This window comes from Mariniflexile sp. HNIBRBA6329, assembly GCF_043558645.1.
Taxonomy (GTDB): domain Bacteria; phylum Bacteroidota; class Bacteroidia; order Flavobacteriales; family Flavobacteriaceae; genus Mariniflexile.
On the sequence record NZ_JBIFXS010000008.1, the window covers coordinates 96,764 to 113,755 of the forward strand.

Genomic DNA, 16,992 nt, shown 5'->3' on the forward strand with positions numbered 1-16,992 from the left:
CAATGAATCTTAAAGATACGTGATTTTTTGATGAATTTAAGGCTCAGGCGTGTATAACATATTTAGATGTTTCGACTAATAAGATATTATAACCATTATAATTTCCTAGTACGGATTCGCTTCCCCCTGTGTTGGAAAACTGATAGACACCCGCTCCTCTTGTACGTGGTTTTTAGCTCAAAGTGGCACTAAGTGTAATACAGCACTACCAGAAAGCGGTTCGCCTGCTGTATGTGAATGGCTCAACCCTTTATTGACTACGCTTATGCTAAACCCTTACCCTTTTGAGTTAAAAATTAATGCAACACAACACATTTTTTTTTATAGCAAGTGCTATTTTACATGCTTGTAATTAAAAAGACATACATCATGTTTATAACAAATAATAGCACAGACGCATTAGTCGATTTATATTTTAAGGATTATGGCACAGGACAGCCCGTTATATTAATTCACGGTTGGCCCTTATCGCATAAATCGTGGGAACAACAAATTTGGGCGGTGGTGCAAGCCGGTTACAGATGCATTGCTTACGATCGTCGTGGTTTTGGTTCGTCTTCCGAACCTTGGGACGGCTATGATTATTCAACCTTGGCAGCCGATTTACATGAAATCATTACCCAATTGGAACTTAAAGATGTTGTGCTGGTCGGTTTTTCTATGGGCGGTGGCGAAGTAGTTCGCTATTGCACCGATTTTGGTACCGAAAATATTAGTAAAATCGCTTTAATAAGTTCCATCATTCCGTTAGTGGCACAAAAAGTTGATAACCCCGATGGCGTTCCACAAAGTAAATTAGATACTATTTTGCATGCTTTGGAGACCGACCGCGTTGGCTTTTTAAAGGATTTCCATAAAAAATTTTACAATTTTGTGGATGGCCCACTGGAAAACATCGTAAGCAAAGCCCAATTGGATTACGATTGGAGCATCGCTGCCCATGCCTCTCCCCGAGCTACCATACAAGCAGCCAGAGCTTGGGCGGAAACCGATTTTAGACCTGAACTAGCCCATGTAACTGTGCCTTGCCTGATTGTTCATGGCGACGAGGACCAAATTGTCCCCATAGCAACAGCGGGAGACCAAGCTGCTAAAGGCATTGAAAATAGTGAATATCATATCATTAAAGGCGGGCCGCATGGATTGAACATCACCCACAAACATAAACTCAATAAACTCTTAATCGATTTTTTAAATTCTTAGCATCATTCAACTCTATATATATTCAAAAAAGTACAGTTTCCCTCTTGACAAAAAACTGTACTTTTTCATTTTATAAATGTAACCAAAAACTGTATTGCTATTCCCTAGTACTTATTCGCTTAATCTGGCTGCATAACTCAAACCATTGAGAAAGATGAACTATTTATTACTAACTTCATTTGGATTTACCACTTTTAAGGGCTGAATATCTTGGCGTATTTTTTTATAAAGATTGTATTGAATTCTAGTTAAAATATCTTGCATGTCTAGTGATTCTTTTACCGCCAACTCTGTTAGGGCATCCAGTTCTGCTGCACCTTCATTGGTGTTTTTAATTTTTTGGGACAGCTCTAAATAATCTCTAATTTTATTCTCAAATATAGGCCATTGTGTTCCCGTTAAACCTAATTTCGCATCATAGGCACTGGTTATTTCCTGGGCCATTTTTCTGGTTTCCGCTGTACCATATAAAGTATCTGGATATTGCGCAAATACTGTGGTGGTGAATAAAAATATTAAAATGTTAAGTGTGTGTTTCATGATGTTTTTCTTCTTAATATATGAAAAAATAACACACTTGTCAAGCGCTTTAAGATTTGTATAACATACTTTTTGCTACCACATACTGGGTATTATATTTACGGAATTTTGCAAACAAATAATGATGATTAAAATAGAAGTAAAGTCTTTGCTTCTGCGAGAAGTTATTAGAGACATTGCCAATGCTTTTAAAACCAGTTACTACCAGAGTTGCGGCGAGTACATTCTTGAAATACCAGAACAGTTTTTAAAGTTTAAAAATTGACGCAACTTTTGTATTGTGATCAGAAGTAATTTTTGAATTGGTATCGTTAAACACATCTTTCACGATCTTGTACAAATCTGGAATTACCGTTTTTGCCAATTTGGAATTACTGTTCAAAAGTACGCAAATCCCTAAATCGTCTTCAGGATAGACTGCTATTTCATTTCGGTAATTGTTAACACTTCCTCCATGATGCAAGATGGTTTTTTGCACATCCTGATCCATAAATTTATGGATTCTCCACCCAAAGCCATAGTAAGAGCTTACATGCCCTGGCCAACGCTGGTAATATTTGCTGTGCCCCTTAATTTCTATAAATGGGTTAAACGCTTCCTGTAAAGCAGTCTTATCCATAATTTCCGGATGATAGCCCAACAATAACTGCATCCATTTGGCCATATCGAGTGCACTGGCATTGATGCCTCCTGCAGCCACAGCATTGTAATAATGATCGTTAAGTTTTAAGGTTTTCCAGCCGTGGCGCCTTTTTGAATGCGGTAAGGCAACATTTTCTGCTTGTGCTAAAGTTTCATAATCCATTGAGGTATGATCCATTTGCAATGGCTTGAAAAATTTAGTATTTAATAATGTGGAAATATCTTGTCCGGTTTCTTGATGCATCACTTCACCAGAAAGTGCAAACATAGCATTCTGATAACTATACATCGAACCTGGTTTGCTAATTGGTATTACAGCTTTAAAGCGACTGGCAATTTCCGTTAATGGCAATCCTGCCTCAATAAGATTAGTGTAACTATGGTAAGGTGTCCCTGAAGTATGCGATAAAATGTTGGCCAGTGTTATGTGATTGGTATTATTGCTGTCTCCCAACTGAAATCCAGAAATATAGTCACTGACCTTATCTGACCAATCTAATTTGCCTTCATACTTTAAATTGGCAGCCAAAACACCTGTAAACCCTTTGGACAACGATCCGAGTCGGAATATTGTTTCTTCATCGACACCATCATTAAAACTAATATTCTTTTTGCCGAATCCATCAGAGATTACGATAGAATCTCCTCTAACAATGCTAACTCCGGATCCTACAATATCTCCTGAAGCTATAGCCTTTTTAAAATATGTATTAAGGGCATCTTTCAAATTTTGCTGATGCACTTTATACAATTTCACCTCTTTCTGATTGACCAAAGGTTTATCAACACTATCGTTTGATATTATTACACCTTCTTCAGGAATTGAAACAGGTATAATAACACTTAAGGTAATCACAAAAAGTGTAAAAATGATGCGTATTGGTTTTTTCAAGATTTTGAATCTGAACATAAGTAAATTATCATTTAGCTTTGGATGCATTGCTACAAATATAGGACGAAATACTTATATAATCGACAAAATACATATTATTTTTAAAAATCATTTCATTTTTAACAGGTGATTTATTTCAACATCCCGTACTTCGACTTCGCTCAGTACATGCTAATAGCATAAAAAGTGTTTACTCACTCCACTCCTATTTGATAAATATGAGTTCGTGAATCTTGAATAAGTTTGGTTAGTACCTAATCTCATTCTTCAATTTCATTTACATTGCAGAAGAAACTTTTGGGTATAAATTTTTAGAAGCTGCTTAGCATCAAATCGACGAAGATGATTTGCGAACACCTCTTTCTCAAATAAAATGAGGTGAGCAAAGCTCAAGTTACACAACACAGAACATTATAGTACAAATAAGCTATGTGTAATATTATTATAACCGAATGAATCTTATAATAACTATGTTTTAAAGCGGTATAGAAATTCCAATGCCAGAACGTAAACCTGTCCATCCATTTTTAACAGCATCACCATTTTTATCTTCTAAATGATATTCAGAATCCTCCTTAAATTTATATTTTCCGCCAATTACAACATCAAAACCTAGTGATAGTCTTAAATTAAAAAAAGATATTGGATATTCATAAATAATCCTTAAACCGCCACCAAAATCTACCGAGGAAAATTCAATTGAATCTGATTCAATTTGATCTGATAAGTCTCCATAGCTTTCTATTTCCATATTAGAAAAAGTAACTAAGCCACGTAAACCTAAATTAAAATCGCCTTTTGTATTATTATTACCGTTTAAGTTTATTAGATATTCACCGCCTAATGTAATTCCATAAATAGCTTCTGTTAGTCTTATAATACCACTATAGTCTGAATATGATGCTTTACCACCTGTTGATGTGTAGCTTGCAAAAATTGATGTATTAATATCATTTATAGTATAACCAACTGTAAAGCCAATGTTTCCAGGAAAATTATCATTTTTAACTAATTGAATTTCAGTAAAATCAGATATTAACTCTTCTTGAAATGATTTTAAATCGTTATGAGAAAATGTGTTATAATTAATCTCACCGAATAATTTGCCTTTTTGAGCATAACCCATACTGCTTACACTAAGCAAAATTAAGGCTAATAGTTTGTAATGTTTCATCATTAGTTAGAAAAATAAGTATCCAGATATAAGCCTCCAGAAAAAATAAGCTTATTATTTAAAAACCGGTAGTAATGGCCATAATGACTATCATAAACCTGTAATCTTTCAAAGTTTTGTGTATTCATGTCATAAACATTTACAATAGATTTATGTCCTCCATAACTATTATTATGTAATTGACTAAAAAGCACTTTTCCTGAACTTTGGTCATAATGCAATTCATTTACACCACTTAGTTGGTTTATAGTTGTTTTTGTGTTAGTGCTAAAATCATAAATTACGGGATTTGATGTTTGTTTACTATATATACATTTATTTTGATCTGGAAGAAACTCTATGGTATGTATAAAGTTACCCGTATCTGTTGAAGTGATAAAATTAACAGTATTATTGCTTATTTCATAAATGGCATCTTGATTATAAAAATACTTCCCATCATCTGAAACATTAAAATAATAATTTACAGTTGCAGAATAAATAATTGCCTTCGTTTCTGCATTATAAATAGTACTCCCTATAAATATATAACCGTTTCTGTAATGAAGTCTAATGTTTCCAGTAACCGGTGCGAAATCTGAAATTTTCCAGCTATTTATGATAGATAAATTTGAACTATTTATAAGGTAGCTAGCTGTTGTTGAATCAATAATAAGGTTGTTGCTTACAGGATCTAATGTTAAATCTAAATAGGAATTAGCAACTATTTCTGATATTAAAACCGATTGCATAATTGTTAAATCATTTGGATTTAACTTGTGCAAATAAACTTGCTGTATGGCACCATAATAGTTTGCACCCACTTTTTCAACAGCAAAATAGGCGTTTGCTAATTTACTGAACACGATTTCTTCGGGAAGGTTTAAATCAAAAGGCTTACCAAAATCCATTATTTTATTTATTGTACCAGTGTTTTGATTATTTTTATATAAGTATAAATAATGATATGTTTTTTCACCAAAAACAGGCACCGTATTAAATAGCAATTCCCCACCTCTCGAGCTCAATATTTCATTGTTATAGCCATAATTACTGTATTTATAATAATCGAAATTACCATATAAAGGATGTTCTCCCCATCGCATGACATGTTGATTTTGGTTTATAATTTCTATACTAAAAACTAACTCAGGTATGTTTATAAACACTTCGTTACTGGTAGTTGAAGTATAATCATTAGTTAACATTATAGAATAATGTAGTGAGTTATTAAGACTAAAATCATCATTATAAACCCCTAAAAGCAATTGTTCTTTAGATAATTGAATTTGCTTAAGATGTTGATTTTTTTCATTTTTAATAATTAAATGAGCATCTTTAAATTTTGAATGTGTAAGGGCATCCCAATAAACATATAATGTACCGTCAATAATTTTTACAGAAGTTAGGTTAGGTGCATTTCCTATTGATTTATCAACATGAAACGTATAATCTTGAGTTGCAACGTAACCTTCTTGATTGTATGCTTCCGCCAAACTACCGGTGCCTGAAGAAAAATAATACTCAACTTTAAGTTGGTGAGCACCTTCACTCAGATTATGTACATCAATAAAAAACATTCCAGACTCTTGAGAATCAGAGTGTATCTGTACATTATTTATGTAGATAATTATATTAAATAATCTATGTTTGTTATCTCCGTCGTATTGATAACCAACATTTACGGGTGAAGTTAAAGTAATATTATTATTAAAATCGTTTAATGCTAATGTTGCTGTTGGATCTGTTACCTTAATATCATTATAATAATCTTCTGAAAATTCATAGGCACAACCATTGAAAAGAAAAACAGTAACACATAAAAAACAGAATATAATTCTTCTCATACTTTTTTTTTAATAAAAATCATACAAATATAATTATTATCTGATATAAAGTATTATTTAGATTACGAAGTAATAATGCCTTTTTACTAATAGTATTGATATACAATCAAATTTTGGAAATAAAACTTTCCATCCCCCCACCTCTTCCTATATTCCTTCGAGGATTCTTCGTAAAAAGCCTTATATTACGAAGGCTACTAGCCAATATTTGAGTGTTTTTGTGGTATAGAGGTTTTGTTTTATTGTAATTCCTTCATAATATCGGCAAAGAATTTATACGATTGTATCCTGTTATCAATATCATAGATATTTGTAACCGCTATAAGCTCATTGGCTTGGGTTTGTTCTATAAATGCTTTTACCTGTGCTTTAACGGTGGCTTTACTGCCCACAAACGCATACTTTAGCATTTGTTGTACTTGTGGATGCTTTATAAGTTCTTTAAGTTCATCCGTCATAGCTGTTGGTGGCTGTACATAATCTCGTTTGCCTGTAAAAATGCCAATAATCATACGGTATAAAGATGTAGATAATTGTTGTGCTTCTTCATTGGTATCTGCAATAATGGTGTTTATTCCTGCAATTACATAGGGCGCTTTTAAATGTTCGGAAGGTTTAAATTCATTACGGTAAATATTTAAGGCTTCCATTAAATGGGTTGTTGCAAAATGGCTAGCAAAAGCATAAGGCAATCCTTTTTTTGCAGCCAAATGGGCGCTATCTGTACTAGAACCTAAAATATAAATGGGTACATCTACACCTTCGGCAACTGTGGCACGTACTTTAGAAGTTACATTTTCTAAAGAAAAGTATGTCTCTAGTTTTTCAAGTTCATCAGGAAAATTATGTGCCGCATACATAAAATCGGAGCGTATGGCTTCGGCGGTTTCCCTATCTGTTCCAGGTGCCCTACCCAGGCCTAAATCTATACGGTTAGGGTATAAAGAACCTAAAGTACCAAACTGTTCGGCAACAATCAAAGGCGAATGATTGGGCAGCATGATACCACCAGAACCTATACGAAGCGTGTTGGTACCTTGGGCTACATACCCAATTAATATCGAAGTGGCACTACTACCAATGGTTTGTGCATTGTGGTGCTCTGCCAACCAATAGCGTGTATAACCAAATCCTTCGGCGTGTTGTGCTAATTTAAGGGCATTATTAAAGGTTTGTTTAAGTGTATGGTTTTTGGATACCAAAGCAAGGTCTAAAATGGAATAAGCAGTATGTTGGGTTTTCATGGGTGTTTTAAGATACTATTTTAAATTATTGATAGCCTTTGGGCTGTTGGTATTTGCACCATCTTAAGAAGGTGGTGGTATAATAAAGGCATTTTTAGGTATAGACTATTAAATAATGTAAATAACTGCACTGTGTTAGTTATGACGTTGGAAATGCAGAAACTTAACGTTTATCCTTATTTTTTTGCCGTCTCCAATATATGTATAACAGTATCATTAATATAGGTAGAATAATAAATACTATGACCTCAAAGGGGTCTGAAAAGTTTAAAGGCTGGTTATCGTCTGGATTTGGGGTGCCTATGGGTAATTGTAAAATTAATAAATAATGTAAGGTATTCATAGCTTTAATAAATGGTTTTTAATTCATATAATTTAAGCATTTTAAAGAGATTTTACGGTCTCTTTCCAAAAAAAATAATGCCATTAACCCGTTGAAGAAGGCTATTTGGTTTTAATTTTAAGAAACAATAAGATTACTTTTAACACTTACCGATACCTATTGAAAACTATTTTTTTAAGTAGAAAGTTAAGAAAACTAAATTGATACTATAATTATCTTTTAAGTGTAAAATGCCCACGCTTAATAACTCCATCAGTAAAAATAACTTTAAACCAATAATCATCTGCAGGAAGTATATTTCCATTAAAAAAACCATCCCAACTGCTTTCGGGTGAAGCTAGATACTTTATAAGTTTTCCATATCTGTCATAAATATAAGTGGAATAATTCTTGTCTGTTTTACCTTTTAGCTTCCAAGAATCGTTAAATCCATCATTGTTAGGCGTGAAAAACTTTGGGTAATCTAAAATAGATACTGTTTCTTCTAAAATGCCACATCCGTTAATTTCTTGGACATATACCGTATAATCCCCACCAGACAGATTATCAAATACATTACTGCTTTGGTATTTAATTCCATCTAAAGAAAATTCATATTGTAAACTGGAGTTAATGATAACCTCTATGCTATTATTATTATTATTATTATTACTAAACTCTTTTGTATTGATTTTATAATCAGAAATTGGAGTTACCTTAGTTACTGTAATATTAACTTCTGCGGCTTCTGAACCACAAATACCATTTGTAATCGTGTATGTATAAACTCCAGTTGCATCAATTGACGGATTAAATAGTCCTGTTCCACTTACTAAACTTGGTGTCCAAACACCACCTAAATCTGGAGTTCCTTTTAAACTATCAAACAAATCAACAGAACTGCTATTTATACATATTTCTAAATTACCATCTTCTCCTGCATTTGGTAATTCATCAATGGTAACATTAACTTTTGAGGTATCTGAACCACACTCTCCATTGGTAACACTATAAGTATAAACTCCAGCTGCATCAATTAACGGATTAAATAACCCTGTTCCACTTACTAAACTTGGTGTCCAAACACCACCTAAATTTGGGGTGCCTGTTAAACTATCAAACAAATCAACAGAACTGCTATTTATGCATATTTCTAAATTACCATCTTCTCCTGCATATGGCAAAACATCAATGGAAACACTAACTTTTGAGGTATCTGAACTACAGCCCATTTCATCAGTAACGGTATACGTGTAAACACCAGGTTGATCTATAGTTGGATTAAAAACTCCTGTGCCACTAGATAAAACTGGAAACCAAGTACCACCAGAAACTGGTGTACCTCCTATTTGTTCAAATAAATTTATAGGCGTATTGTTGATGCATACATTGATTGATGCATCATTTCCTGCAAGTCCTTGTTCGATAAAACTAACTGTTATTTCTGCATAATCACTGATACAATTGGATTCCATAACAGCATATCTATAAACACCAGCAGCATCTATTGAAGGATCAAATATACCTGAACCACTTGCTAAGGCGGGACTCCATATACCTCCTGAATCTGGATTATTTAATAGACTATCAAATAAATTTATTGGATTTGAATTTGAGCATATCTCAATACAATTATTTTCACCGGCATAAGGTTTGCTTGAAATGGTATTTAAGTCTAAATAATATTTTGCAATAAAAATTTCAAGAACACCATTTTTTGCTAAAGTCGTTTCATTTAATTGGGTCTCACCAAAAACAAGAGTATCAGAATAATAACCAGTTATATGTATATTTCCCGAATTATCAACATCAATAGCTGAAGCCTGATCCCATTCATTACCACCTGCGGTTTCGATGCTTAATAATTGTCCATTAATATCATAAACACCAATAAAAACATCTGCTTTACCATTATTATTTAATTGTGTATTTTCACAAAGTCCTTCGTTTACTATAGTATTGTTGGAAAAATATCCTGCTACAAAACTATTTCCATTTTGGTCAACATCTAAAGCTAACCCTCTATCGTCACCTGTACTATTAATAGTAGCGTTCCAAATATAATCCCCATTGCTATCAAATTGAATTAATATAGTATCATAATAACCTATCCCACTGAGCTTTACACAACTTGTTAAATACGTATAGCGATATGAACCATAAGCACCTGTATAAACAATCCTATTATCATTTATTACTTTAATATCACCACTTATGTTTGTACCATCATCACTATAAAAATAAGGACTCTTTGCCCAAATAAATTGCCCATTAGAATCATATTTAGCAATATAGGCTTGTTCGTTATTCCTATTTAGTTTTATTTCGTTTGGCTCTGATTCTGCAAATGTTATATCATAAAAAAAATTGCCAGTGATATATATGTTGCCGTTAGCATCGAGATCCATATTTTTTGCAGATGTATGTCTGCTACTACCTGCTTTTCTGACCCATATAAGCTCACCTTTTTCAGTGTATTTTGATATAAACATATCGTAATTGGCTATCAGGGTTGTTTCGTTTGGTTCTCCAGCCCCAAATACTACCAATCCGCTGATTGCTCCTGAAACATAAATGTTATTACTAGAGTCCAGTTTAATATCTCTACCTCCTGTTTCATCATTCATTCCACCAAAAGATTTTGCCCAAATAAAATTACCATCTTGTGAATATTTAGCAAAAAATGCATCTCTTGAGTTTGAATTTGAATACAAGGTTGTAGCTGTAAGGGTGCCGGCACCAAACGTTACCTGAACACCAAAGTAACCTGTAATGTAAATATTATTTTGGTCGTCTAGTGTAATGGCATTGCTCACTACCATATTATTGTTAGCGTCTATTTGTTTTGCCCACAACAATAAACCATTAGGAGCATATTTAGCTATAAATGAGCCATTAACACTTAAAGTAGTTTGATTGATTTCTCCTTGGCCAAATACAGAACCGCCTCCCCAACTAGACATGGTGCCCGTAACATAAATATTACCTAAATTGTCTGTTATGATATCATTTCCTTGGTCTAGAGAGCTGTCTGGGGTGTTACTCCCTGCGCTCTTTGCAAAAACCAAATTTTGGGCATTTACCCCTTTTATAAAAATTGAAAAAAAGATAAAATAAACAAAAATGTGCTTCATTAAAAGGTTTTTAATTGGAAACCAATGTAAGAATAATTGGTATATATTTTGATTAACCAGTTAAAAAATTTATTGTTTTTAAGTAGTTCATCTTATTTTATATGAATTAATAAAGTCCTCAAAAAAAAATGGTCTTACGCTCCTAATTTAAACAACTTCAAATTTTTATGGTATACAGTATAGCTGAAGACAATAATAGCGCACTTAAATTTTTTAAGTATAAAATTTACGAACCACTACATTTGCGTAAAATTTCGAACTTCGAACGGTTGTGGAATATCTGCTTTGTTTTCACCTAAATTCTCACGTAAATCAATTTCTATACCTCTGGCAATGGTGGAAATTGGTACATCGTTGGCAGAACCTTCAAATGGGTTTTCACCAACCCTACCAATACGGTTCATGGTATGGAATACCCACATAACCACGATTGAAAACGGAATGGAAACCCAAACAATCCAATCTTGCGGTGTGCCCAATTTATCTGATATTTTAACAGCCATCTCTCCAAATTGTGATGCCATAGCCAAAGGCAATATGCTTAAAAATATCCAGGTAAAATAATGCATTAAGGATGCAAACTGCCGTGGATACGGAAAGTTTTTTATTCTTTCAGACTTGCCTTGGTGCGTGAATAATTCTTCCAATACATTTTCTAGTTCTAAAAAAGAAAATTCCCAAATGAGTCCGCGTTCCTTTAACTGTCTCAAATGATTAGATTGTAAATAAAGTATAGCAGTTTGCTTATTGCCTTTGTTGGCTAAATATGCTAAATCGGCTTCCGATAAATAAGGCTTAATAGCTTCATCAAACGGCAAGTTAAACTCTGGTACATATATTTTATTTGCCCATTCTTTATTGGTTTGCTCATTCATAACATATTCCCAAGTTCTGGGTTGCCGCATGGCATACCTTAAAGCTGTTAACCAAGCGATGTGGCGATGGATAACTATGGTGCGTTCCTGTTTTAAATCGGGTTCAGAAATAGGTAGTTTGGCATGGTCGTTATTAATAAAATCTTGTACCATCATTCCAAAGGTTCTTGAAGAGTTAACAATGGAACCCCATATTTGTCTTGCTTCCCAAATTCTACCATACGCAGAGTTGCTTTGAAAACCAATAATAAAAGCTACGGCAGTACCTATAAGCGCTACAGGGGTAAAAGGAAATTGTATTAGATGGTCGCTCCAAACAAAAATAGCGACTTCTACAGTTGCTATTATTATAAATATAATGGTTTCATAGCGCGTCCAAAGTACCATGTCTTTGATGCCGAAAATCTTTTTTATATACATATGGTATTCGTTTTAATTTGTGTTTTTTTCCTAAAATACATCTCTCATGTTTTAAAGATATAAAAAAAGCAGCTCAAAAAAATGAACTGCTTTTAGGTTTACTTATTAATCTTCTAAATACCCAAATTTACCGGTATTGAAATCTTGAAACGCTTCCATTATCTCTTCTTGTGTATTCATTACAAAAGGGCCGTGTGCTGCAATGGGTTCGTTAATGGGTTCGCCACTTAACACCAATATAACGGTGTTGTTTAAAGCTTCAATGGTGAAACTATCGCCATCGTTACTAAACATAACGAAGTGGTCTTGTGGTACTTCAGTATTGCCGTTCACTTTAGCATCGCCTTCCACCATTAACAAAGCCGTTGTATAGTTTTTAGGAAACGATACTTGGGTTTTTGCGCCTTTTTTCAACCTGACATTATACATGTGAATGGGCGAAAATGTAGAAGCTGGCCCTTTATGATCATCATAGCTTCCTGCAATTATTTCTACCTCTCCTGCATTATCGGGAAGTGCGACTTTATTCATTTGCGCATTAGAAATGGCTTGGTACTTTGGCGGACTCATTTTATACTTGGCCGGAAGATTTACCCACAGTTGTACCATTTGAAATTCGCCTCCTTTTTTGCTCCATTCGGTTTCATGAAATTCTTTGTGTAATATGCCAGAAGCGGCTGTCATCCATTGTACATCACCTTCACCAATAATACCACCGCCACCGGAACTATCGCCATGTTCCACACGCCCTTTGTAGGCAATGGTAACTGTTTCAAAACCACGGTGTGGATGTACACCAACACCTTTGGGTATATTGGTAGGCGGAAAATTATACTTTGAATTATAATCTAACATGATAAACGGATCCATACGTTTCATGGTAGAAGTTCCAGGAATAAAGTTATGTACTCTAAAACCATCACCCACAAAGTGAGGTGTTCCTGGTTTTGTTACTTTTTCTATGCTTCTTGTGCTCATTGTTATATCTTTTTATATTAATACTGTAAAATTACAGTAACCAACATAGGTGTGCATTGACCTATGGTAAGAAGTTGAAACTAATAAGGCCTGAAGTTATCGTCAGCCAAAGCTTTGCGTACACGGCTTAAGCTTTCTGGAGTGATACCCAAGTAGGAAGCAATCATCCACTGTGGTACACGCAACATAATATCGGGGTACATTTTTACAAACTCCAAATAGCGAGTTTTTGCAGAGGCACCCAACAATAGGCTAATACGTTTGTATAAATGGCGAATGTGGTTTTGTAGTAGACGCTCGGTATGCTTTCTATAATTGGGGTTGGTTTGAGATACTTGATCTACAAAATTTTCATCCATCATTATCACAATAGAATCTTCAAAGGCATCAATATAATAGGTTGAAGGTTCTTGAAAATAAAGACTTCCACGATCGCTAACTATCCAATTTTCGGTAGCAAACTGTAAAACATTCTCTTTGCCATCTTCATTTAAGTTATAAAAACGCAACAAGCCTTGTTCAACAAAAAAGTAATGGGAACACACATCGCCTTGTTTTAGTAAAAATTCGTTTTTAGAAACCGTTTTTGTTTTTATGTAAGGGATAATGAAAGTGACATCTTCTTCAGACAATCCTCCTTTTTCTATAAGATGCTTTTTAAAATTGTAAAATGCCATGTGTTTATTGAAATGTTAATTCACATTATAATTTAAATTTTTATTTTTTTTGATAGTATATTAGTCTACTAATTGCCATAATAAATCTATGAAATTTTATTTTATCCATGTATTTATTTTCTTATTAAGTCTGTTATTTACTCATGGCTATGCTCAAAATACTACTATAAAAATCGCAGGGAAAGTTATTGAAGGCACTAGTAATCAACCCATAGAATATGCAACTATTGCTGTATTACAAAACGCTACGGATACGCCAATTACGGGGTCTATATCTAATAGCGAAGGGCTTTTTTCGGTAGAAACCCATGCTACTGATTTTTATATTGAGGTTAGCTTTATGGGCTATACCAACCAAACAATCAAAGATTTTAAGATTGATAGGAACAAGATTGATTTAGGTGTTATTACATTAACCGAAGACCTGAATAATTTAGGGGAAGTTTTGGTACGAGCCGAAAAATCGCAAACGGAATTTAAACTGGATAAGCGGGTGTTTATTGTGGGTTCTGATATCAGCTCCACTGGTGCAAGTTCTTTAGAGGTGCTAAACAGTGTGCCTTCCGTTAATGTTTCTATTGAAGGTGTTATTAGTTTGCGTGGTAGCCAAGGGGTACAAGTATTAATTAATGGGAAACCATCCGTTTTAGCTGCTGCCGATGGGAATGCACTTGGAACCATTACTGCTGATATGATTGAACGAATTGAGGTTATTACAAACCCATCGGCAAAATATAATGCTTCAGGTACGGCAGGTATTATAAATATTGTGATTAAAAGCTCGGAAAAAAGAGGGCTTAATGGGGCTGCATCCTTAAATGCCGGTGTGCCAAATAGCAATAGTTTTGGTTTAAGTTTAAACAAGCGCACCGAAATGCTCAATTTATTTACCCAATTAGGGTTTGGAAAAAGAACCTTCAAGACCAAAACCAAAGCCATAAACAAAGATTTTGTAAACGATTCTACCATAACCAATAACGAGCGAAACACCTTTAATGAAAAATTTGGGAGTTTTCTTTTGGGTACCGATTTCCATATAAACGAACGAAATGTGTTGACGCTTTCAGGTACCTATGCTTTTGAAATTGAGGATCAATTGGCCAAATCATATTTTGATAAGGTTTATAATGAAACCACCTTAACCGATAGCTGGTTACGACAAGATAATACCGAAGCTACCAACCCAAAAATAAGGTACGAATTGCAATATAAAAAGGATTTTAAGCGTCATGAAGATCAGGATTTATTGTTCAGTGCCTTAGGAAATAGTTTTGCTAAAGACCAAAAATCAATCTACACCAACACCACCTCTTTTGGAGACGAGCCAAATTCATTACAGGAAACAAGAACCGATTATAAGTTGGAAGACTTTACCTTTAAATTGGATTATACCCATCCGTTTTTAGAAAAATACACCTTGGAAACGGGTTCGCAATACGATATCAATAACGTGTCCAATGATTTTGAAGTGCGCGATTTTATTAATGATGTATGGGTAAGCAACCCAGATTTGACCAATGTATTTAATTTCGACCAAAAAGTATTTGCCCTATATAGCACGATGGCTTATGAAAATGATATTTGGGGTTTAAAACTGGGGTTACGCCTTGAAAACACCAACTTAACAACAGAATTAAAAACAACCAATGAGCTTAATGAGAAATCTTATGCCAACTTCTTCCCTAGTGTGCATACTTCTTATAACATAAATGAGAATCTCTCATTGCAGTTGGGTTATTCCAAGCGGATTAATAGACCGGGATTAAGACAGCTAAATCCTTTTAATAATATCAGAAACAATTATAGTATTTCTAGAGGAAACCCCGATTTACAACCAGAATACACCGATTCTTATGAATTAACAAGTATTCATAAATTAGAAAAGGTATCATTAAATTTTAGTCTTTACAACAGATATACCACCGATGTTATTGAAAACATTATAAGTTTTGAAAATAGCGTTAGTACCTCGCAACCCGAAAACATTGGCACCAGCAATACCGTTGGTTTTGAGTTTAATAGCAAATACACTTTGAATAAATGGTTTACACTAACCAGCGATTTTAACATCAATTATTTTAACAGAAAAGGCGAATACGAATCACAAATTTTTGATTTTAAGGGCAATAGATGGACCACAAGTATTACTTCAAAATTTAAGCTGCCTAAGGAATTTGATTTAGAAGTTTCTGGAAATTACAACTCTAAATTTGCTAGTGTACAAGGTGAAATATCAGAAAACTTTTTTGCCGATATGGGCTTAAGAAAAAAGATATTAAAAGGAAAGTTTATTATCAATTTAAGTGTTCGTGATGCGTTTGCAACCCGTGTAGATGAACGCATTGTTTCACAACCCACCTACTATACCTCAAACAGATCGCAACGAGGTAGGTTTGTTGTTTTTGGTGTTAGTTATGCCTTTGGAAAAGGTGAAGCCATGGAGTTTTCAGGACAAAGGTGATTACTCAATAAAATAAACACTTTTACTTTCGTTGTTCGCTGGTTTAGTATTCTTAAGATAGAGTTATTTGATGTTCCCAATCCCATGTGCTTTTTAGAGGTCTTGACACTAATGTCAGGTAACTTACTTCAATTTCCTTATAGGGTAATTTAATCTTTTTAAAAAGATTATAACTGTCCTGCAACATTTCATCACCAGTAGTTTTGGAAATGGTTATATGTGGTGTAGTAGAAGTTGTAAGTGTGGCTGGTTTTCTATGAAGATCTCTTATCCAAATAATCTCTATTTGTGTTAATAAAAATTCTAATTCTTTTGTTTTCGAAACTTTAATTATTAAAGCTTTGGAAATGTTTTGAAATACACCAAACCCTTCAATCTCTAACTTGAATTTTTTAAGTATTGATAACTGATATAAAGCCTTTATTAAATAGGCTTCGTATTGTACATCCATTTCAAAAGCAACCAAAGTGATATGAGGTTTAGAAGTAGAAAGAGGTTGCTTGCCAAAAGCATTAATAAACTTATTTTTTAACTTCACCACCTCATCATAAATAGGGTTGGGTGGTATAATTCTAAGATTATATATTTTTATTTCGGACACTCT

The 16,992-nt window shown here is 33.9% G+C and carries 12 protein-coding genes; 2 read left to right on the forward strand and 10 right to left on the reverse strand.

Annotated elements, in window-relative coordinates; translation table 11 throughout:
* Positions 1-369: 369 nt before the first annotated feature.
* Positions 370-1,203 carry an alpha/beta fold hydrolase gene (locus ACGK9U_RS10700; protein WP_394466367.1) on the forward strand — a complete coding sequence of 278 codons (834 nt, stop codon included), beginning with the start codon at positions 370-372 and terminating at the stop codon, positions 1,201-1,203.
* 159 nt (positions 1,204-1,362) lie between these two features.
* On the opposite strand, the gene ACGK9U_RS10705 is transcribed toward ACGK9U_RS10700, so the two are convergent.
* The 9 genes from ACGK9U_RS10705 to ACGK9U_RS10745 form a co-directional block, all read right to left on the reverse strand.
* On the reverse strand, positions 1,363-1,743 hold the full coding sequence (locus ACGK9U_RS10705) for a hypothetical protein (RefSeq protein WP_394466368.1): 381 nt from the start codon (positions 1,741-1,743) through the stop codon (positions 1,363-1,365).
* 247 nt (positions 1,744-1,990) lie between these two features.
* Positions 1,991-3,277, reverse strand: coding sequence for a serine hydrolase domain-containing protein (locus tag ACGK9U_RS10710; RefSeq protein WP_394466369.1), 1,287 nt, complete (start codon positions 3,275-3,277; stop codon positions 1,991-1,993).
* A 475-nt stretch (positions 3,278-3,752) separates the two neighbouring features.
* Positions 3,753-4,454 carry a hypothetical protein gene (locus ACGK9U_RS10715; protein WP_394466370.1) on the reverse strand — a complete coding sequence of 234 codons (702 nt, stop codon included), beginning with the start codon at positions 4,452-4,454 and terminating at the stop codon, positions 3,753-3,755.
* Positions 4,454-6,277, reverse strand: coding sequence for a hypothetical protein (locus tag ACGK9U_RS10720; RefSeq protein ID WP_394466371.1), 1,824 nt, complete (start codon positions 6,275-6,277; stop codon positions 4,454-4,456). Before ACGK9U_RS10720 ends, ACGK9U_RS10715 begins: the two co-directional genes overlap by 1 nt.
* 239 nt (positions 6,278-6,516) lie before the next feature.
* Positions 6,517-7,521 (reverse strand): LLM class flavin-dependent oxidoreductase, encoded by a 1,005-nt coding sequence (locus ACGK9U_RS10725; RefSeq protein WP_394466372.1) that lies wholly within the window; start codon positions 7,519-7,521, stop codon positions 6,517-6,519.
* Between the two features lie 555 nt (positions 7,522-8,076).
* A complete protein-coding gene (locus ACGK9U_RS10730; RefSeq protein ID WP_394466373.1) occupies positions 8,077-10,977 on the reverse strand; it encodes a T9SS type B sorting domain-containing protein in 2,901 nt (966 codons plus the stop codon).
* A 236-nt stretch (positions 10,978-11,213) separates the two neighbouring features.
* Positions 11,214-12,272: a bestrophin family protein gene (locus tag ACGK9U_RS10735; RefSeq protein ID WP_394466374.1), complete on the reverse strand. Its 1,059-nt coding sequence runs from the start codon at positions 12,270-12,272 to the stop codon at positions 11,214-11,216.
* A 105-nt stretch (positions 12,273-12,377) separates the two neighbouring features.
* The gene (locus ACGK9U_RS10740; protein ID WP_394466375.1) at positions 12,378-13,250 is read right to left on the reverse strand and encodes a pirin family protein; all 873 of its coding nucleotides are present in this window, start codon (positions 13,248-13,250) and stop codon (positions 12,378-12,380) included.
* Positions 13,251-13,330: 80 nt separating this feature from the next.
* Positions 13,331-13,927, reverse strand: a complete 597-nt coding sequence (locus tag ACGK9U_RS10745) for a Crp/Fnr family transcriptional regulator (protein WP_394466376.1) — start codon at positions 13,925-13,927, stop codon at positions 13,331-13,333.
* 88 nt (positions 13,928-14,015) lie between these two features.
* Between ACGK9U_RS10745 and ACGK9U_RS10750 the strand changes: the two genes are divergently transcribed.
* A complete protein-coding gene (locus ACGK9U_RS10750) occupies positions 14,016-16,388 on the forward strand; it encodes a TonB-dependent receptor domain-containing protein (RefSeq protein WP_394466377.1) in 2,373 nt (790 codons plus the stop codon).
* 52 nt (positions 16,389-16,440) lie between these two features.
* Here the strand turns inward: ACGK9U_RS10750 and ACGK9U_RS10755 are convergent, their stop codons facing one another.
* Positions 16,441-16,989, reverse strand: coding sequence for a 2'-5' RNA ligase family protein (locus tag ACGK9U_RS10755; protein WP_394466378.1), 549 nt, complete (start codon positions 16,987-16,989; stop codon positions 16,441-16,443).
* Positions 16,990-16,992: the final 3 nt, after the last annotated feature.

Bases quoted from the DNA above. Each gene is read 5' to 3' on its own strand.
- ACGK9U_RS10725 (WP_394466372.1), bottom strand. From the start codon at position 7,521: ATGAAAACCCAACATACTGCTTATTCCATTTTAGACCTTGCTTTGGTA.
- ACGK9U_RS10750 (WP_394466377.1), top strand. From the start codon at position 14,016: ATGAAATTTTATTTTATCCATGTATTTATTTTCTTATTAAGTCTGTTA.
- ACGK9U_RS10705 (WP_394466368.1), bottom strand. From the start codon at position 1,743: ATGAAACACACACTTAACATTTTAATATTTTTATTCACCACCACAGTA.
- ACGK9U_RS10730 (WP_394466373.1), bottom strand. From the start codon at position 10,977: ATGAAGCACATTTTTGTTTATTTTATCTTTTTTTCAATTTTTATAAAA.
- ACGK9U_RS10720 (WP_394466371.1), bottom strand. From the start codon at position 6,277: ATGAGAAGAATTATATTCTGTTTTTTATGTGTTACTGTTTTTCTTTTC.
- ACGK9U_RS10700 (WP_394466367.1), top strand. From the start codon at position 370: ATGTTTATAACAAATAATAGCACAGACGCATTAGTCGATTTATATTTT.
- ACGK9U_RS10745 (WP_394466376.1), bottom strand. From the start codon at position 13,927: ATGGCATTTTACAATTTTAAAAAGCATCTTATAGAAAAAGGAGGATTG.
- ACGK9U_RS10735 (WP_394466374.1), bottom strand. From the start codon at position 12,272: ATGTATATAAAAAAGATTTTCGGCATCAAAGACATGGTACTTTGGACG.
- ACGK9U_RS10715 (WP_394466370.1), bottom strand. From the start codon at position 4,454: ATGATGAAACATTACAAACTATTAGCCTTAATTTTGCTTAGTGTAAGC.
- ACGK9U_RS10740 (WP_394466375.1), bottom strand. From the start codon at position 13,250: ATGAGCACAAGAAGCATAGAAAAAGTAACAAAACCAGGAACACCTCAC.